Source organism: Proteinivorax hydrogeniformans (assembly GCF_040515995.1).
GTDB lineage: Bacteria > Bacillota > Proteinivoracia > Proteinivoracales > Proteinivoracaceae > Proteinivorax > Proteinivorax hydrogeniformans.
In genome coordinates this window covers 2,093,190-2,111,378 of the sequence record NZ_CP159485.1, presented here as the reverse complement: position 1 = coordinate 2,111,378, position 18,189 = coordinate 2,093,190, and the positions used below count along the sequence as shown (strand labels likewise).

Genomic DNA, 18,189 nt, shown 5'->3' with positions numbered 1-18,189 from the left:
CTGCTTAGTATAATTTCCTAGAAGAGTTTATTGTTTTTGGTACATCCATGACTTATAATTACAGTAACTATATTTTAAGGCGGTGAAGATAATGTATCACAATGACAAACCCCAAAAGATTAACAAAACACATGAAGAAAGAATCTATAATGAAGAAAGACGTACTGATGATGAATTAGAGAATGCAGATATAACTGGAAAGGAAGCCTTTATTTTAGTGCTAGCAGCATTTAGGGCTTACCTGCCACAACTGTTAATTTTTTTACTGCCGCTGATAATTATTTGTGTATTAATATATATTTTTGTAGGTCCAGCTCCTATGGATGATCCTTATTCTGAAGTGTTATTGATGCTAAATAGCTTGACATAGTAAAGTATAAATTATATAATATTTTTTGCGAGCGAGAGTGCTGGAACAGGCAGACAGGCATGTTTGAGGGACATGTGGTCAAGTACCGTGCGGGTTCAAGTCCCGCCTCTCGCACCAAAAAAATGCTTTACAACCTATGAAACTCATGTTATACTATTTAGGTAATGTTTCACAGCAGTTAGTGACTGCAAAAAGGATTTTCAAAAAAGTGTTGACAAACTATTGAAGCCGAGTTATAATAGTTATTGTCGCTAGGACATGGAGCTGTGGTGTAGTGGTTAACATGCCTGCCTGTCACGCAGGAGATCGCGGGTTCGACTCCCGTCAGCTCCGCCATAGTGCCTCGGTAGCTCAGTCGGTAGAGCAGAGGACTGAAAATCCTCGTGTCGGCAGTTCGATTCTGCCCTGAGGCACCATCTTTTTTAAAAAAATAATAATATGCGGAAGTGGCTCAGTGGTAGAGCATCGCCTTGCCAAGGCGAGGGTCGCGGGTTCAAATCCCGTCTTCCGCTCCAAGATGTTTGGCGGCATAGCCAAGTGGTAAGGCAGAGGACTGCAAATCCTTTATTCCCCAGTTCAAATCTGGGTGCCGCCTCCACAAATATGCCGGGGTGGCGGAACAGGCAGACGCAAGGGACTTAAAATCCCTCGGGCTTCACGGCCCGTACCGGTTCGATTCCGGTCCTCGGCACCAATTTTGCCTAATTAACCTGAGTAAACGCTCAGGTTTTTTTACTCGGGTCTGTAACTCAGCGGGAGAGTGCTACCTTGACAGGGTAGAAGTCGCGCGTTCAATCCGCGCCAGACCCACCATAAAGAAAATTAACAACCTAGAAATAGGTTGTTTTTTTATTTAAAAGACATAATATATAGATAATAAGGTTTTGCAATCTTAAAGGAGGATTGAACAAATGTGTTTACTTTTATACCGTATATAACACAGCGTTCACTCATATAATATTTTTAGAAACACAAGTAAGGGGGGACAACATGGAAAGTTTAACTATCGGTACTGAACGGTTTATTGATCAGTTTCGAAGCTGCCTTAATCAAAATATGTTAGAACCGTTGAGGCGGGAGGGGATAGGCGTTGAGATAAGTGAGGATAGCGACGGAAATACTACTTTTATGGGATGCACTATCCTAAAAGATGAGCTGACGCCACTGCAACAGGAGAAAGTGTTTGAGAAGCTATCATGGGCGTTAGCTGATTATATAGTAGAAGTATTAGAAAAAAATTTAGTGGAAAAGTTGATTAAAGGATCTTACTCACATTTAAAGGAAAAAGAGCAGAACAAACTTTACTTAAAGTCTTTAAAAGTCATTAAGGAGTTTGATGATTTGCATGACCGAAAAGATGAGTCAAAAAAAGATATCTCTAAGCAAATATTAGATCACTTACTTAGCCAACCCCAAATCAACATAGAAGGATTTTTAAGGTTTAGATTGAAAAGTTACTTTGGAAAGTTGGAAAACTTTATAGAGCAAGCGGCGGATGAATTAAAGTTAGAAAAGGAGTACAATGATTTTATAAGATTGTTAAAGTACTTTGTTAATGTTCAACAGCCGCAAGAAAAAGAGGTTCATCTTTTAAAAAAAGATGGGTATTACTTATTAAATGATAGTAATAATAAAATAATGACCAAAGAAAGTTGTCTTGAACTATTTGGTGGAGATGGAATAATAAGCTCGCTAGTTACTAACTCACCTTTAAAGGTATTTGTCCATATTAAAGATTTTTACTCAGGAGAGGAACTTTTGCGCACTGTTAATAGTATTTTTGAAGATCGTATTGTCATATGTTTAGGTTGTACAATTTGTGAAGATTGTGAGCATACTCCTAAAAAAGGAGAAAAAGGTTGACAAAACTTGCAAATATCATTATAATATTCTAAAATATAAAAGCTAAGAAGGGAAAAGTAGCTGGCTTACTTTTTCAGAGAGGGTAGATCACCAGGCTGAAAATCTACCTAAAAGAAAAGTTAGCGAAGACCGCCCCTGAGCTGGCAGGCCAAAACCTGTGCCGGTTGATAACCGTTACACAATCGATCTAAGTGAAAGATGGTAAATCTTTTAACTAGGGTGGAACCACGGTAATTATCGTCCCTTTTTTAAGGGGCGTTTTTTATTATATAAAAGTAGGAGGGTTTATAATGGTGAAAGTTACACTTAAAGATGGTAGTGTAAAGGAATTTGATAGTGAGGTTTCGGTTTATGAAATTGCAAAATCTATCAGCTCAAGACTAGCTAAAGAGGCTATAGCTGGTAAAGTTGACGGAGAGTTAGTTGACTTAGATAAAAACGTTACAAAAGATAGCTCGGTGGATATTTTAACATTTGATTCAGAGGAAGGCCAAGACGTTTTTAGACATAGCGCTGCTCATATTATGGCACAAGCTGTTACTGAACTTTACCCTAACGTAAAGCTTGGAATTGGACCTAGTATTAAGGATGGATTTTATTACGATTTTGAGTTAGAGGACAAGCTGACTCCTGAGGATTTAGAAAAAATTGAAGATAAGATGAAGGAAATTGTAAAAAGGGATATCGGTTTTGATCGTAATGTACTTTCTAGAGACGAGGCCCTTGAAATGTTTAAAGAAAAAGGTGAAGATTACAAGTTAGAGCTTATTGAGGAGCTTAGTGACGACGAAGAAATATCTTACTATAAGCAACAAGACTTTGTTGACCTTTGTGCTGGACCTCATTTCCCATCCACTAAAAGATTAAAGGCATTTAAGCTTTTAAGCATTGCAGGAGCCTACTGGCGTGGAGACGAAAGAAAGCCTATGCTGCAAAGGATATACGGCACAGCATTCCCTAAAAAGAAACTGTTAGATGAACATTTGCATAGGTTAGAAGAGGCTAAAAAGAGAGATCATAGAAAGCTAGGAAAGCAGTTAGATCTCTTTAGCATAAGTGACGAGGCACCGGGCATGCCTTTTTATCACGCAAATGGAATGGTGCTAAGAAATGAAGTGCTAAAATACTGGAGACAAAAGCATAAAGATTATGGATATGATGAAATTCAAACACCTATTATGATGAATCAAAGGTTGTGGGAGCAGTCAGGTCATTGGGAAAACTATCGAGAGAACATGTATTACTCTGAGGTTGACGATGAGAATTTTGCTATAAAACCTATGAACTGCCCAGGTGCTATGCTTATATACCAAAGCAATCACCATAGTTACCGAGACTTCCCTATAAGAATGGCAGAGCTTGGGTTAGTTCATAGACGAGAGCTTTCTGGAACTTTACACGGTCTTATGCGTGTTAGAAGTTTTACTCAAGATGATGCTCATATCTTTATGCTTCCAGAACAGATTGAGGAAGAAATCAGCAAAGTTATACAGCTTATTGATGATGTATATAGTGTCTTTGGCTTTAAGTATAAGCTGGAGCTTAGCACTAAGCCAGAAAAAGCTATAGGTTCTGATGAAATATGGGACAAAGCTATCGATGCGTTAAAGTCAGTGCTAGTCAATAAAGGGTTAGATTTTGAAATAAATGAAGGTGATGGAGCTTTTTATGGTCCTAAAATCGACTTTCATCTTGAAGACTCATTAGGTAGAAGCTGGCAGTGCGGAACCATTCAATTAGACTTTATGTTGCCAGAAAGGTTTAATCTAACATATATTGGTGAAGATGGGGAAAAACACAGACCTGTTGTAGTGCATAGGGTAGTGCTAGGCGCCGTTGATAGATTTTTAGGTTTGTTAATAGAACACTACGGTGGTGCATTCCCAGCTTGGATAGCTCCGGAACAAGTAAGGATTATGCCTATAAGCGATAAGCACGCAAGTTACTGTGTAGAGGTGAAGAAGCAGCTTGAAAGTAAAGGTGTAAGGGTGACCTTAGATGACCGTAACGAAAAGATTGGCTATAAAATAAGAGAAGGCCAGCTAAAAAAAATACCTTATATGTTGATAGTGGGAGATAAAGAGGTTGAGCAAAATGGTGTGAACGTTAGATCTAGGGATAAAGGTGAGCTAGGACTAGTAAGTAGCACAGAGTTTGTGGAAAAAGTTGTAGATGAAATACAACAGAAAAAATAAACTTGACAAATAAGGTGTTAAGGTGTAGTATATAAGTTGTGAAAAGTAGAGGCCATCCGCTTCTCACCTTGCGGCTACGAGCTAGTAAGGTTATGGGAGAATAATTTTGGTATATCTGTATTTATATATATCAAAGGGCGGATGCTATTATCCGCCCTTTTTTATTTTGTTTGATGGCTTTGTACTTCTAAGGTGTTTTAACACCTTTTTAGTTAAATTTTTAGGAGGTGGAAAATTATTCGTAAAGACCTTATGACAAATGAGGATATTCGATTTAAGGAGATTCGCCTAATAGGAAGTGATGGCGAACAACTAGGTGTTGTTACTTCAAAAAAAGCTAGAGAAATGGCAGAAAATCAAGGATTAGACTTAGTGGCTGTTGCACCCCAAGCTCGCCCACCAGTATGTAGGATTATGGATGTGGGTAGATACAAGTATGAACAAGCGAAAAGGGAAAAAGAAGCCAAGAAGAAGCAACATGTAATTAGCGTAAAAGAAGTTAAGTTGAGACCTAAGATCGATGAGCATGACTTCCAAACCAAGCTTAGAAACGTAATTAGATTTCTCAAAAAACAAGACAAAGTAAAAGTTACAATAATGTTTAGGGGTAGAGAAGTAACCCATCCTAAAATTGGTACTAAACTATGTGAAAGAGTTGCAGAAGAAGTTGCTGATTTAGGAACAGTTGAGAAAAAAGCAAAGCTTGAAGGAAGAAACATGACTATGGTTTTAGCCCCTAAAAATAGCTAGAGAGGAGGACTAACTATGCCAAAGATGAAAACTCACAGTGGAGCTAAGAAAAGATTTAAAAGAAATAAAAATGGTAAAATCAAAAGAAGCAGTGCTTTTGCTGAGCATATTAAAACTAAAAAAACTTCTAAGCGCAAGCGTCAGTTACGTAAAGGTGACTTAGTAAGCAAAAGTGATGAAAAAAGAATCGGGAAATTATTGCCGTAATATATTGAAAAAGGAGGTTTACGAAAATGCCTAGAGTAAAGCCTGGTGTGCAAACCAGAAAACGTCATAAAAAAACACTAAAGTTAGCAAAAGGTTATTATGGATCAAAAAGTAAACTATTTAGAAGAGCAAATGAGCAGGTAATCAAGTCACTTACCTATGCTTATAGAGATAGAAAGAATCGTAAAAGAGAGTTCAGAAAGTTATGGATTGCTAGAATCAATGCTGAAGCAAGAAACAACGGTTTAACTTACAGCAAACTGATTAACGGTTTAAAAAATGCAGGTGTTGACATCAACAGAAAGATGTTAGCGGACATGGCTGTTAACGATAGCAACGGTTTCCAACAACTAGTTGGCGTAGCAAAAGAAAATATCTAACAAAAAAGCGCATATAATTGCGCTTTTTTTGTAAAATTAGAGATAGATACATATAGTGTTTAGTGAAGATTTTGAAAGGAAGTGGGGTTATGTTTTCGGAAAAGTTTCAACCCTCTCCTGCACAAGTATTGGTTGTAGGTTTCTTAATATTAATTTTATTAGGGACTATACTACTGTCATTGCCTATTGCTTCTGCATCAGGAGAACCTCTAAGTCCTTTAGATGCATTATTTACCGCTACTTCCGCTGTTTGTGTGACTGGTCTAGTAGTGGTTGATACCGGTACTTTTTTTTCCACCTTTGGACAGGTGGTAATTATGCTACTTATACAGGCTGGAGGGCTAGGTTTTATGACCATGGCTACGCTGATATTTCTTGTGCTAGGGAAAAAAATCACACTTAAAGGTAGGTTGGTGATACAGGAGGCCTTAAATCAAATAACTCTTTCTGGCTTGGTTCGTTTAACCAAAAGTATTATTATCTTAACATTGATTATAGAAGGTGTAGCTGCTTTAATTTTAGGCATAAGATTCTCTCAGGATGTCGGTTTATTAAGAGGTCTATATATGGGGGTTTTCCACTCTATCTCTGCTTTTTCTAACGCTGGTTTTGATATTGTTGGAGGCGGCGTGGGATTAACACCTTACAGAGACGATTTTGTGGTAAATACTGTTATAATGGGATTATTTATTTTTGGGGGACTAGGATTTACCGTAATTGTGGATATATATACAAGAGGTTCAATAAAAAAAATGGCCTTACATAGTAAGTTTGTGCTACTGTTAACAGCAATTTTTTTAGTTGTGGGCTTTTTGGGGATATTTATTTTAGAATATGATAACCCTGCAACGTTAGGTGAGCTTTCCTTTGTGGAAAAAATCATGCCTGCCTTTTTTACAGGGGCTACAACCAGAACAGCAGGGTTTAACACAATAGATACTGGGTCTTTAGAGGCAGGGACTTTGTTTTTTATGTTATTACTTATGTTTATAGGAGCCTCACCAGCTTCTACAGGCGGTGGAATAAAGACTACAACTTTTGGAGTGCTTTTGGTAGCTGTATATGCTATTATTAAGGGTGGAGACGAAGTTAATTTGATGAACAGGCGCATTCCCTACCATATAGTTTTGAAAGGCCTTTCAATTATTGTGATCGGATTAATTGTTGTAGGCACAGTAACTATTGTGCTTTCTCAAACAGAAAACCAAGAGTTTATGAATGTATTTTTTGAGGTAGTTTCTGCTTTCGGTACTGTAGGGCTAAGTACAGGCATAACCTCAGAGTTAACTACCTTTGGCAAAGGTATAATTATCGTTGTAATGTTTATGGGCAGAGTAGGACCGTTGACTTTAGCTTTAGCGTTAGGACGTCGATATAGCAAATCTAAAATACGCTACCCAGAGGAGCGTGTACTGGTAGGTTAAAGGAGGGTTAATATGAAACAGTTTGTAGTAGTAGGGTTAGGTAGATTTGGAAATAGCGTAGCTAAAAAACTTAACAACATGGGATATGAGGTTTTAGGTTTAGATAGAAGTGAAGAGCGTACGCAGGAAGCACTAGAGTTTACTACACATGTGATTCAAGTTGATGCTACAGATGAGCATGCCCTAAAAGGCTTAGGGCTTAGGAATTTTGATGTAGGCATTGTAGGAATTGGACAGGACATTCAGGCGAGTATTTTAGCTACACTACTTTTAAAGGATTTGGGTGTTCCCTACGTGGTTGCCAAAGCACAAAATGAACTGCACGGTAAGGTTCTTTGGAAAACAGGGGCAGATAGGGTTGTTTTTCCCGAAAGAGATATGGGGACCCGAGTGGCCAATAACTTAACAGCAACCAATATATTGGATTATATTGAATTGGCGCCGGATTACAGCATAGTGGAGATTACCGCACCTGATTTTATGGTTAATAAAAGTTTAGAGAAGCTGGACTTAAGAGCAAAGGTGGGGATTAATGTCATGGCTATAAAGACAGGGGATGATATAAATGTTTCTCCTACTGCAGATATTGAAATTAAAGAGGGCGATATCTTAGTGGTAATTGGTAGCAATAAAAGCTTAAAGAAGATTGAGGAGCGAGAAAAATGATATCCTCAAAAGATAATCCCTTAATAAAAAAAATTTTGTTGAACAAGAAAAAAGGGAAGAAAAGTAAAGAGAACTTCTATTTAGCTGAGGGTGAGAGGTTTGTCCATGAAATAGCTGAAAAAACCCCAAACCTAATAGAAAAGCTTTTGCTTCAAGATGGGATGATTAAAAAGTATGAAAAGCTGTTAAATAGCTTTAGTAATGATAAGATAATAACTATAAGTGATAATCTTTTTAACACTATTTCAAGTACAGACACAACTCAGGGTATAGCTGCTCTTGTACAAAGGCCAGATTTTAAAATAGAAGATCTAAGTAAGGGTAACTATATAGTGATTGACAGAGTTCAGGACCCTGGAAATTTAGGAACAATTATTCGAACTGCTGTTGCAAGTGGTGTAGATGGAATGTTATTATTAAAAGGAACTGTGGATATATTTAATGACAAGGTTTTACGTGCCACTATGGGTGCATTACATAACATACCTATTGTGTATGATTTAGATTTGAACGACTTAAAAGAATTTATATCTAACCGGGAGCTAACACTTATAAAAAGTGACTTAGAGGGCGAATATTGGGGAGATGTTGACCTCCCTAATCGTAATTACTGTCTGGTAGTAGGTAATGAAGCTAACGGCATCTCAACATCTGTTCAAAAAATGCCAGGAGTTAGTGTGAAACTTCCTATATATGGGGAAATAGAGTCCTTAAATGTAGCAGTAGCTGCTGGAATTATGTTGTATAAACTTCAGTCTTCGTAATAGATTTGTAAAAAGTCAGAAAATATGTTATCATTGCTTATATACTATTGCCGGGAGGGAAAGATATATGGGTAAAGATAAGTTTTGGAAGTTATTTGTTCAAACCGGAGTAGTGACATATTATCTGAAGTATAAGAAAAAAATGAGTATAGCCAAATGATAGAGCGAAAGATAGTAGGCACATAACCTCTTTTACAGAAAAAGGAGCATAGGATGAGAGCTTCTAAAGAGAGATGTAGCTGAATTCACTTTCAAATTGGTAAGCTTAACGGCTCAGCTTAGTAAGCTTATCCGGTGCACTCCGTTAAAGGTGTCGAGGGGCTTACTTTAAGCAACTTGGGTGGTACCGCGGAATTTTCCGTCCCAATTTGGGGCGGATTTTTTTATTTTACAATGTAACTAGCAAATTGGAGGGATAGATATGAAAAACGAGTTAAACTCAATTTTACAAGCTGCAAAAAAAGAAATAGATAGCGCTTCATCATTAGCTCAGTTAAATGAATTAAAGGTCAACTACTTAGGGAAAAAAGGAGAAATTACTACATTGTTGAGGCAAATGGGTTCTTTATCTCCTGAAGAAAGACCTGTCATGGGTAAACTTGCCAATGAAGTTAAGGAGGAAATACAAAGCTTAACTGAGAAAAAGGAAGATTATTTAAAACAAAAAGAGTTAGAGGATAAGCTTCTAAAAGAGTCAATAGACATAACTCTGCCTGGTACAGGAAGGAATATAGGTGGTTTAAATCCTTTGACAATTGTTAAGAGGGCTATGGAAGAAACTTTTATATCAATGGGTTATGAGATTGTTGAAGGCCCAGAAATTGAAAATGAATTCTATAATTTCGAAGCTTTGAACCTACCAGCAACGCATCCAGCCCGGGATATGCAAGATACATTTTATATTACCGATGAGTTTCTGCTAAGAACCCACACATCTCCAGTTCAGGTTAGAACGATGTTAAAAAAAGAAGGCAAACTACCTGTCAAGATAGTAAGTCCAGGTAGAGTGTTTAGAAAAGATGATGATCCTACACACTCGCCTGTATTTCAGCAGTTAGAGGGGTTAGTTGTAGATGAAAATATAACAATGGCTGACTTAAAGGGCACTTTATTGTTATTTGCACAGAAGATGTTCGGTAAAGATAAGAAAATCAGGCTTCGCCCAAGCTATTTCCCTTTTACAGAGCCTAGTGCTGAAGTGGACATAAGTTGTATCATGTGTGATGGAGATGGTTGTGGGACTTGTTCTCAAACAGGATGGGTAGAAATATTAGGCGCAGGAATGGTGCACCCTAATGTATTGAAAAACGCAGGGTATGATCCCAACAAAGTTCAAGGTTTCGCCTTTGGCATCGGCATCGAGAGAGTAGCTATGTTAAAATACGGGGTAAAAGACATACGAGATTTTTATAGCGGTGATATAAGAGTTTCAAAACAATTCATTGGAGGTTAAATACATGAGAATATCTTATAATTGGTTAAAAGAATATGTTAATATAGATGATAACCATAATCAGCTTGCAGAGAAGCTAACAGATGCAGGAGTGGTTGTGGAGCATGTTTATAAACCCTTTGACAACTTAGATGGAGTTATAGTAGCGGAAATTAAAAAAATAAGTCCACACCCAGATGCAGACAAACTTTCTATAACAGAAGTCAGTGATGGGAAGGAATTATATCAAGTTGTTTGCGGAGCACAAAACATTAAAGTGGGGCAGAAAGTTCCGTTTGCCACTGTTGGAACAATTCTACCTGGTAATTTTAAAATCAAAAAGTCTAAAATTAGAGGGGTAGAATCCTACGGGATGCTCTGTGCAGGCGAAGAGCTTAACCTCGACGTAGTTTTTGAAGATGGGATATTAATCCTACCGTCCGATACTTCAGTTGGAATTTCAATAGAGGAAGCTTTAGACCTAGATGACTATGTTTTTGAATTGGACTTAACACCAAACCGTGGCGACTGTCTAAATATGGTAGGTGTTGCCAAAGAAATTAAGGCTATAACTGGGGCGGAATTTGTCTATCCAGAACAATTGGAAGATGAAAATAAGGCAGTTGATTTTGAAGTGGATATAGAGACTGAAGGCTGTAAAAACTATGTTGCACAGGTGTTACAAGATGTAAGTGTAAAACCCTCACCTATCTGGCTACAAATCCGACTTTTAAAAGCTAATGTTCGCCCAATTAACAACGTGGTTGATATTTCAAATTACGTAATGTTAGAGTTAGGGCAACCCTTACATTGTTTTGATAAGGAAACAATTTTATCAAATAAAGTAGTGGTTAAGGAAGCTTGTGATAGTATGGAATTCATAACTTTAGACGATGAAAAGAGAAAGGTGTCGAAAGAATCTTTGTTGATAACAGATGGAAATAGACCTTTAGCGTTGGCCGGAGTTATCGGTGGGTTAGATAGTGAGGTAAAAGACACAACTACCAACATCGTCCTAGAATCTGCTTATTTTGACCCTATCTCGGTTAGAACAAAAGCTAAGGAGCAAGGGATTAAAACCGATGCATCTACAAGATTTGAAAAAGGAGTGGACCCTGCCAGGGTAATAACTGCTGCTAATAGAGCTAATAGACTTTTGACCGACATATGTGATGCTAAATTAAACGGCAGAGTATTAGCGGGTGATTTTTCTTTTTCTGCTAAGCCTATTTCAATAGAAGCTGCAGAAATAAATAGTAAGTTGGGGTTAACTTTATCAAATGAGGAAATTATTGATATATTTAAAAGACTAGAGTGTGAGGTTGAGGTAAAAGAAAAAATAGAGGTTATACCTCCTTCATACAGGGTAGACTTGACTCAGACCGTAGATTTAATTGAAGAGGTTGCAAGAATGGTAGGCTACAATAACATCCCAACCTCTTTACCTGATATGGAAACCACAGTGGGTGAAAAAAGTAAAAACGCAAGGGTTATCGATGAGTTAAAAGACACTTTAACATCTCTAGGCTTTTTTGAAACAATGTCTTATCCATTTATATCAAAAGAGCATTATCAGAAAACTAACATGGAATTAGATAGCTCTATAAAGTTATCTAATCCTTTAAGTGAAAACGAGAGTTTGATGCGTACATCTATGCTTCCTTCGATTATGGCTGCTGTCTCTCATAACCAAAAGCACAATATTCAGCAGGTAGAAATTTTCGAGGTTGGAAAAGTGTATATCGCAAAGGAGCTACCCCTAATTAAGCATCCTATAGAAGAGAATATTTTGGCTGTAGCTATGACTTCAGAAACTAGTGGCCAGCATTGGCAGGAAGGAAAAAGTTCTGCAAATGATTTCTATACTGCTAAAGGGACGCTAGAGAATTTGTTCAGCATGTTAAACATAGATAATTGGTCGCTTAAGCGTTCAAAAACTGAAAGTTATCATCCGAACAAAAGTGGCGACATTATAGTTAATGGTGAAATTGTAGGTGTCATTGGTGAAATTCACCCCGAAATATCTGATAATTGGGATATCAAAGGGGATGTTATAGTAATAGAGCTAAACCTAAGTAAGTTAGTTTCGTATTGGGATGCTCAAATAACCTATCGTAGCATACCTAAGCACCCTGCTGTTTCTCGAGACTTAGCAGTTGTAGTAGATGAAGATGTACAAACCGGCGATATGATAGATGAAATTAAAAAATCGAACATTAAATATATCAACGATAGTGATGTTTTCGATGTTTATCAAGGTGAGAACATAGAAGCAGGAAAGAAAAGTGTGGCACTATCGATAATAATTCAGGCTGAAAAGACCCTAAAAGAGAAGGAAATAAACAAGTCAATGAAGCAAGTAATGCAGTTGTTGGAAAAGAAATTTCAAGCTTTGCTGCGCTAAACACAAGCAGTTTGAAAATAATGAATATATTTTCAAAAAAGTTTATTTTAGTGTATAATGTTAATAATACTTTTTGCTTGTTTTCGTAGGAGGGGAGAACATGGGGACAATTAACGATGATAATAGGACTGTTGTTAAAATTTATGGTGAAGATTATATAATTAAAGGTAGCAATCCACCAGAACATGTAGCCAAACTAGCCCATATGGTAGATAAACAAATGTGCCTAATAAAAGAGAAGAATCCAAAACTAAGCTCTTCTAAAGTGGCAATAATGGCTGCCATGCATATTGCAGATAAGTATATAGCCTTGGAGAAAGAACAACAAGAGCTTTTGGAAATGATAGAGCAAGAGGAAAACGGAGGAGATTAAAGTGCTAGATATCTTATTAATAGGTTTTATATTACTAAATGTTTATATAGGAAGGAATAAAGGCCTTATTAGAATGGTTCTAGAGCTAAGCAGCATTTTGATCGCTTACTTTGCTGCATCTAGGCTTGGACCATTTGTAGGTAGCACCATTTTGGGAGCTTTAGGCCTAGAAACCCTAGCTGAGTCAATCGTTGTTCAGACGGCAGTGGAGGGTGGAGTTAATCCTATTTTATCATTTATGAATTCAGTAGGAGCTGTAATAGTGTTTTTTATAGTTCGTTATGGTTTATCATTTCTTCTTTTTACTACCTCAGTTTTTAACAAGATACCTGTTATTGGATCGTTTAATAAAGTAGGCGGAACAGCAATAGGCCTTGTTAAGGGAGTTGTACTTTCTGTCTTGTTAGTGTGGATTCTTTCTTTTATGGCAATACCTACAATACAAAATTCCTTGGAATCATCATTAATAGCTACCCAGCTTGAAGACATTTTCCCTCGAATGTATAATAGATTGCATGATATAATTGGTCAGGTATAAAAAAACTTAAGTTAAGTCCAGCAACGGATTTTCGGTGCTGGACTTTTGTTTTTAAATATAAATAGACGGGTATACTTATAAGTGAATAATCTGACAAGCGGGGGTATATATGGATAATTTAGAGCTTTCGTTAATATTAAAAGAGATAGGAAATTACCTGCAGCTTAAAGGTGAAAATCCCTATAAAGGTAAAAGTTATATAAAAGCGGCACGGACTATAGAGAGAGCTGAGCCAGTTTTAGAACTGATGGAGAGTAGCTCTCTAACTAAGTTACCTGGTGTAGGGGAAAAACTAGCCAAAGAAATCAGCTCAACAGTTAAGTTAGGTTATAGCACTAAGTTAAAGAGGTTAAAAGAAGAGGTGCCCGACGGGCTGGCAGAGTTAACCTATATTTCTGGTTTAACACCAAGTTTAGCGCATAAGTTACACAAAAAGCTTGATGTATCAAGCATTAAAGATCTGCAGATCGCCTTAGAAAAAAGAGAAGTAACAAAAATCGACGGGATAGGGCCGCAAACTGCTCAGAAGATTAAGAGAAACTTATTGGAATACTTAGCCTATGGTAGACAACACTTGTTAGTTAGTGGTAAAGTTATGTGTGATAAGGTTAAAAACATGCTGGAAAGTTCGTTAACAAAAGGGGATCAAATATGCATTGTTGGTGATTTGCGACGTCAAAGTAAACTGATAACTAGGGTTGAGATTCTCATAGTAACTTCAAAAAATTCTATTGCTCATAAAATAGAGCAAACTTTCTCTAAGGTTGAGTTTAAAAAAGGGAAATTTGAAATTAGTGATTTTAAAATTCCCCTAATAATCTATCATTGTAATCCTAGCCTTAAAGGGTACAACCTTATAAAATACACTGGCGCTCAGTCGCACTTAAAAAGGTTAGAAGTAGCTGGTTTTAGCAAAGAAATGTGTAAAGATAAAGATGAAAAAGAGATCTATTCACAACTTAAAATCCAATTCGTCCCCCCCCAGCTTAGAGAGGGGAAAGGTGAAATAGCTTTAGCCAAAAACTTTGGGGTACCTATGCTAGCACGAAAAAGTGATGTTAAGGGTGACCTACATATACATACAAACTATAGTGATGGCTTAAGCTCATTAGAAGAAATGGTAAAGAAAGCTGAACAATTAAATTATAGCTACTTAGCTATAACTGATCACAGTAAGTCGTTAAAGATAGCTGGTGGATTAGATAAAGAGCGATTTTATAGACAATTTGAAGCTATTGATGCTTTACAGAAAAAGAGCGATGTTTTACTACTAAAAGGAGTAGAAGTTGACATTTTAAAGGATGGCAGCTTAGATTTTGACGACGAATTTTTAAAAAATTTTGATGTTATCGTTGCCTCGGTACACTCTAACTTTAAGATGGGAAAAAAAGAAATGACAAAAAGGATGATTAACGCTATAAATAACCCTGCAGTTCATATCATTGGGCATCCGTCTGGGAGGTTGCTTTTAAAAAGAGAGCCTTATGAAATTGATATACCGGCTGTGATAAAAGAAGCCCACAAACAGAAAAAAGCAATAGAAATAAACAGTTCTCCATATAGATTGGATCTTGACGAAAAGTGGGTGAGAGTTGTAAAAAGTATGGGGGGTTATATATCTGTCAACACTGATAGTCATAGTGCTGATGAACTTTCTAATATAGATTTGGGAATTTCCGTGGCAAAAAGGGGTTGGCTATCAAAAGAAGATATAATAAACTGTTGGGAGAGGGAGAAACTCTTGGATTATCTAAGGAGGTAGTTCGTTTTGGATTACAAGCATTTAAAAACGTTAGAGTACCATAAAATAGTGACTATGCTAACAGAGAAGGCTATGTCAGAGGTTGGCAAGTCAGTTAGCACCAAATTAAAACCTATAAATGACCTAGAACAATTAAAAAGAGAGATTACGCTTACAGCAGAAGCTGTGGAAGTTTTAAAATATGGTAGTGCACCCTTAAAGGAGCTCGTTGATTGTACTGATTATCTAAAGAGAGCAGATGTGGGTAGCAGTTTGAAAGGAAAAGAGCTTAGGAATATATTTATGCTGCTTCGGTGTTTTAAGGATATTGTCAATTATCTTGAAAAACACCAAGATATAACGCCGTTTTTATACTCAATGGTAAAAGATTTAGATCGATGTAAAGATTTACAGGAAAACCTATTTAAATGTATTGATGAGGATGGCTCAGTAAAAGACGAGGCATCATCTGAGCTCAAGTCTATACGCAGGTCCATTTATAAAAACCACAACACTTTAAGGGAGAAACTTGAAAGTTATATAAGAAACCCCAAAAATCAAAAGTACCTACAAGAACCGATTATTACTCAGCGAAATGATCGTTATGTGATACCGGTGAACAAAGATTATAAAGGACAGGTTCCTGGCATAGTTCATGACTTATCAGCCTCTGGGCAAACTCTTTTTGTGGAACCTAGTTACGCTGTTGAGATAGGTAATAGGTTAACAGAGTTGTATAAAAAAGAAGGGTACGAGATTGAAAGGATTTTAATCCAGTTATCTGCAGAAGTTGCAGCTGAGAGCTCAAATCTTGAAATTATCAATCAATTGGTTGGAAAAATAGACTTTGTTTTCGCAAAAGCAAAACTTGCCAAAGTACAAAAGGCTAGCTTACCTATTATTAACACTGAAAATCTAATAAAAGTAAACGAAGGGCGCCACCCCTTAATAAGCGATGAAGAAGTTGTCCCCATGTCCGTACGTCTCGGTGCTGACTTTACTACACTTATAATTACTGGACCTAATACTGGAGGGAAAACAGTAACCCTCAAGACAGTTGGCCTTTTAACAGCCATGGCATTGAGCGGTATGTTTGTGCCAGCTAAAGAAGACTCAAGCTTTCCGCTACTTGACGGTATTTACGCAGATATTGGTGATGAACAAAGCATAGAGCAGTCACTTAGTACTTTTTCTTCTCATATGACAAATATTGTGGAAATAACAAAAAAGGCGCGAGAAAATTCATTGGTGCTCTTTGACGAACTAGGAGCTGGTACCGATCCTATAGAAGGCTCTGCTTTAGCGACCTGCTTACTTGACTTATTTAGGCAAAGGGGGCTATTAACTATAGCTACCACTCATTACTCTCAATTAAAAACATATGCTTATGAAAACGCTGGCGTAGAAAATGCGTCTGTGGAATTTGATTCTAAAACCTTGAGACCAACCTATAGGTTGCTTGTGGGAATACCTGGAAAATCCAACGCCTTTGAGATTTCTAAAAGGTTGGGCTTAAGTGATGAAATTGTGGATAAAGCTAAAAAAGTAATGGGTACACAAAATACTAAAGTTGACAACATGATTGAAGATTTAGAGCAAAAACGCATGGCCTATGAAAGTAAGGCAAAAGCGTTAGAGCGACAAAAAGAAGAAGTAGAAAGGGTAAAATCTAAATATATCAATGAAAATGAGCAGCTGAAGCAGAAACGGAAAAATGTTCTAGAAAAATCAAAAGAAGAAGCTAGAGATATTGTTCGCCAAGCTAAAAAAGAGAGCGAGCAGCTAGTTAAAGAAATTAGAAAGTTAAAAAGACAGGGTAGCGAAATGGTTCAAGGTGATTTAGATAGAAAATTAACAACTTATGGGCAAAGACTTAAAAAAACCATAGATAAAGACTTATATTCTGGGGAAAAGGAAAAAGGAAACGTTACAGCAGATAAAATTAAAAAAGGCGAACAGGTCAAGTTGCTAGATGTAAATCAAAAAGGAACCATCTTAAGCCTTCCTGATTCAGAAGGAAAGGTTCTTTGTCAGGTGGGGATTATGAAGGTAAAAACTCCGATATCAAATTTACAATTGCTCCAATCTAACCAAAAACCTAGCACCACTGTTTATACCCCTGGGAAAGGTGCTTCTGCTCAAAGTAGCGCTAAAAATTCTTTAGACTTAAGAGGTGAAAATGTGGAAGAAGGTATCCTAAAAGTTGATAAGTTTTTAGACGAAGCATTTGTCGCGGGTTTAAAAGAAGTTACTATAATTCATGGCAAAGGAACAGGAGCGTTAAGGGAGGGAATAACCAGTTATTTAAAGAAGCATCCTCATGTTGACTCCACAAGGTTTGGTGGGTTTAAAGAAGGGGGACAGGGAGCTAGCATAGTTACGTTAAAGTGATAGGAGGGGAAACTGTGAAAAATGTACTTATTACTGGATTTGAGCCATTTGGCAAAGAGAAAGAAAACCCAAGTCTTGAAGTGCTAAGCTATCTAAAAGATGACGACATTTTAGGAGTTAATCTAGACACAGCTTGCTTACCTACAACTTTTAACTGCTTTGAAGATGTATTAAATATGATTGGCGACAAACAATACGACATTATAATACACATAGGTCAAGCGGGTGGAAGAGCTAAAGTTACCTTAGAGAAAGTTGCAGTCAATTATAAAAATGCCGCTATACCAGATAATCAGGGAAATCAACCGTTAGAAGAACTTATAGTTAATGGTGGCCCTGACGGGATATTCTCTACATTACATGTTGAAGATTTGGTGAATCATTTGCAGTTACTTAAGCTACCGGTAGATATCTCTTTCACAGCAGGGACATATGTTTGTAATTACATTATGTATAGCTCGTTATATTACTTTAGGGGAACTACAACGAAAGTAGGTTTTGTACACATTCCTTTTTCACCGAGGCAAGTGGTAAATAAGAATCAACCTTCCATGGATCCTCAGCTAGTAGCCTCAATAATAAAAGAAATGGTAATAGGAATTTGTTATAATAATTTGAAGGCCAGCGTAAATAAAAAGTTAGGAAGAACTCATTAAATAACTTTAGAATAATAAAAAAGCTCCCGTCGGGG

Annotated in this window: 16 protein-coding genes, 7 tRNA genes and 3 other annotated features; all 23 genes read left to right on the top strand. The window is 37.0% G+C overall.

Features of this window, described 5'->3' with window-relative positions:
• Window positions 1–91 precede the first annotated feature (91 nt).
• On the top strand, window positions 92–370 hold the full coding sequence (locus tag PRVXH_RS10170) for a hypothetical protein (RefSeq protein WP_353892661.1): 279 nt from the start codon (window positions 92–94) through the stop codon (window positions 368–370).
• A 31-nt stretch (window positions 371–401) separates the two neighbouring features.
• Window positions 402–487, top strand: a tRNA-Leu gene (locus tag PRVXH_RS10165).
• Window positions 488–630: 143 nt separating this feature from the next.
• Window positions 631–706 (top strand) — tRNA-Asp (locus tag PRVXH_RS10160).
• A 4-nt stretch (window positions 707–710) separates the two neighbouring features.
• Window positions 711–786: transfer RNA gene (locus PRVXH_RS10155), tRNA-Phe, on the top strand.
• A 24-nt stretch (window positions 787–810) separates the two neighbouring features.
• Window positions 811–885: transfer RNA gene (locus PRVXH_RS10150), tRNA-Gly, on the top strand.
• Window positions 886–893: 8 nt separating this feature from the next.
• A tRNA-Cys gene (locus tag PRVXH_RS10145) sits at window positions 894–968 on the top strand.
• Window positions 969–975: 7 nt separating this feature from the next.
• A tRNA-Leu gene (locus PRVXH_RS10140) sits at window positions 976–1,064 on the top strand.
• Window positions 1,065–1,108: 44 nt separating this feature from the next.
• Window positions 1,109–1,183, top strand: a tRNA-Val gene (locus PRVXH_RS10135).
• Between the two features lie 177 nt (window positions 1,184–1,360).
• Window positions 1,361–2,233 (top strand): putative sporulation protein YtxC, encoded by an 873-nt coding sequence (locus tag PRVXH_RS10130; RefSeq protein WP_353892660.1) that lies wholly within the window; start codon window positions 1,361–1,363, stop codon window positions 2,231–2,233.
• 35 nt (window positions 2,234–2,268) lie between these two features.
• Window positions 2,269–2,481, top strand: a binding site (T-box leader).
• Window positions 2,482–2,523: 42 nt separating this feature from the next.
• Window positions 2,524–4,428 carry a threonine--tRNA ligase gene (gene thrS, locus PRVXH_RS10125; protein WP_353892659.1) on the top strand — a complete coding sequence of 635 codons (1,905 nt, stop codon included), beginning with the start codon at window positions 2,524–2,526 and terminating at the stop codon, window positions 4,426–4,428.
• A gap of 37 nt (window positions 4,429–4,465) precedes the next feature.
• Window positions 4,466–4,597: a sequence feature (ribosomal protein L20 leader region), on the top strand.
• An 83-nt stretch (window positions 4,598–4,680) separates the two neighbouring features.
• Window positions 4,681–5,178, top strand: a complete 498-nt coding sequence (infC, locus tag PRVXH_RS10120) for a translation initiation factor IF-3 (RefSeq protein ID WP_353892658.1) — start codon at window positions 4,681–4,683, stop codon at window positions 5,176–5,178.
• Between the two features lie 15 nt (window positions 5,179–5,193).
• Window positions 5,194–5,385: a 50S ribosomal protein L35 gene (gene rpmI, locus PRVXH_RS10115; protein WP_353892657.1), complete on the top strand. Its 192-nt coding sequence runs from the start codon at window positions 5,194–5,196 to the stop codon at window positions 5,383–5,385.
• A 26-nt stretch (window positions 5,386–5,411) separates the two neighbouring features.
• Window positions 5,412–5,765, top strand: coding sequence for a 50S ribosomal protein L20 (gene rplT / locus PRVXH_RS10110; protein WP_353892656.1), 354 nt, complete (start codon window positions 5,412–5,414; stop codon window positions 5,763–5,765).
• A gap of 89 nt (window positions 5,766–5,854) precedes the next feature.
• Window positions 5,855–7,189, top strand: coding sequence for a TrkH family potassium uptake protein (locus PRVXH_RS10105; protein WP_353892655.1), 1,335 nt, complete (start codon window positions 5,855–5,857; stop codon window positions 7,187–7,189).
• A gap of 12 nt (window positions 7,190–7,201) precedes the next feature.
• Window positions 7,202–7,855: a TrkA family potassium uptake protein gene (locus PRVXH_RS10100; protein ID WP_353892654.1), complete on the top strand. Its 654-nt coding sequence runs from the start codon at window positions 7,202–7,204 to the stop codon at window positions 7,853–7,855.
• On the top strand, window positions 7,852–8,619 hold the full coding sequence (locus tag PRVXH_RS10095; protein WP_353892653.1) for an RNA methyltransferase: 768 nt from the start codon (window positions 7,852–7,854) through the stop codon (window positions 8,617–8,619). The genes PRVXH_RS10100 and PRVXH_RS10095 overlap by 4 nt, the downstream gene beginning before the upstream one ends.
• Window positions 8,620–8,772: 153 nt before the next feature.
• Window positions 8,773–8,988, top strand: a binding site (T-box leader).
• A 52-nt stretch (window positions 8,989–9,040) separates the two neighbouring features.
• On the top strand, window positions 9,041–10,072 hold the full coding sequence (gene pheS, locus PRVXH_RS10090; RefSeq protein ID WP_353892652.1) for a phenylalanine--tRNA ligase subunit alpha: 1,032 nt from the start codon (window positions 9,041–9,043) through the stop codon (window positions 10,070–10,072).
• Between the two features lie 4 nt (window positions 10,073–10,076).
• Window positions 10,077–12,455, top strand: coding sequence for a phenylalanine--tRNA ligase subunit beta (pheT, locus tag PRVXH_RS10085; RefSeq protein ID WP_353892651.1), 2,379 nt, complete (start codon window positions 10,077–10,079; stop codon window positions 12,453–12,455).
• Window positions 12,456–12,555: 100 nt separating this feature from the next.
• Window positions 12,556–12,828 (top strand): cell division protein ZapA, encoded by a 273-nt coding sequence (gene zapA / locus PRVXH_RS10080; RefSeq protein ID WP_353892650.1) that lies wholly within the window; start codon window positions 12,556–12,558, stop codon window positions 12,826–12,828.
• A gap of 1 nt (window position 12,829) precedes the next feature.
• Window positions 12,830–13,366, top strand: coding sequence for a CvpA family protein (locus PRVXH_RS10075; protein ID WP_353892649.1), 537 nt, complete (start codon window positions 12,830–12,832; stop codon window positions 13,364–13,366).
• Between the two features lie 109 nt (window positions 13,367–13,475).
• A complete protein-coding gene (locus PRVXH_RS10070; RefSeq protein ID WP_353892648.1) occupies window positions 13,476–15,128 on the top strand; it encodes a PHP domain-containing protein in 1,653 nt (550 codons plus the stop codon).
• 6 nt (window positions 15,129–15,134) lie between these two features.
• Window positions 15,135–17,498, top strand: coding sequence for an endonuclease MutS2 (locus PRVXH_RS10065; RefSeq protein WP_353892647.1), 2,364 nt, complete (start codon window positions 15,135–15,137; stop codon window positions 17,496–17,498).
• Window positions 17,499–17,512: 14 nt separating this feature from the next.
• Entirely contained in the window at window positions 17,513–18,154 is a 642-nt protein-coding gene (locus PRVXH_RS10060; RefSeq protein WP_353892646.1) for a pyroglutamyl-peptidase I, read from the top strand.
• The last annotated feature ends 35 nt before the right edge of the window (window positions 18,155–18,189 follow it).

What these genes read in the sequence shown, in the direction of transcription:
- PRVXH_RS10170 (WP_353892661.1), top strand. Translation starts at nt 92, where the DNA reads ATGTATCACAATGACAAACCCCAAAAGATTAACAAAACACATGAAGAA.
- PRVXH_RS10130 (WP_353892660.1), top strand. Translation starts at nt 1,361, where the DNA reads ATGGAAAGTTTAACTATCGGTACTGAACGGTTTATTGATCAGTTTCGA.
- thrS (WP_353892659.1), top strand. Translation starts at nt 2,524, where the DNA reads ATGGTGAAAGTTACACTTAAAGATGGTAGTGTAAAGGAATTTGATAGT.
- infC (WP_353892658.1), top strand. Translation starts at nt 4,681, where the DNA reads ATGACAAATGAGGATATTCGATTTAAGGAGATTCGCCTAATAGGAAGT.
- rpmI (WP_353892657.1), top strand. Translation starts at nt 5,194, where the DNA reads ATGCCAAAGATGAAAACTCACAGTGGAGCTAAGAAAAGATTTAAAAGA.
- rplT (WP_353892656.1), top strand. Translation starts at nt 5,412, where the DNA reads ATGCCTAGAGTAAAGCCTGGTGTGCAAACCAGAAAACGTCATAAAAAA.
- PRVXH_RS10105 (WP_353892655.1), top strand. Translation starts at nt 5,855, where the DNA reads ATGTTTTCGGAAAAGTTTCAACCCTCTCCTGCACAAGTATTGGTTGTA.
- PRVXH_RS10100 (WP_353892654.1), top strand. Translation starts at nt 7,202, where the DNA reads ATGAAACAGTTTGTAGTAGTAGGGTTAGGTAGATTTGGAAATAGCGTA.
- PRVXH_RS10095 (WP_353892653.1), top strand. Translation starts at nt 7,852, where the DNA reads ATGATATCCTCAAAAGATAATCCCTTAATAAAAAAAATTTTGTTGAAC.
- pheS (WP_353892652.1), top strand. Translation starts at nt 9,041, where the DNA reads ATGAAAAACGAGTTAAACTCAATTTTACAAGCTGCAAAAAAAGAAATA.
- pheT (WP_353892651.1), top strand. Translation starts at nt 10,077, where the DNA reads ATGAGAATATCTTATAATTGGTTAAAAGAATATGTTAATATAGATGAT.
- zapA (WP_353892650.1), top strand. Translation starts at nt 12,556, where the DNA reads ATGGGGACAATTAACGATGATAATAGGACTGTTGTTAAAATTTATGGT.
- PRVXH_RS10070 (WP_353892648.1), top strand. Translation starts at nt 13,476, where the DNA reads ATGGATAATTTAGAGCTTTCGTTAATATTAAAAGAGATAGGAAATTAC.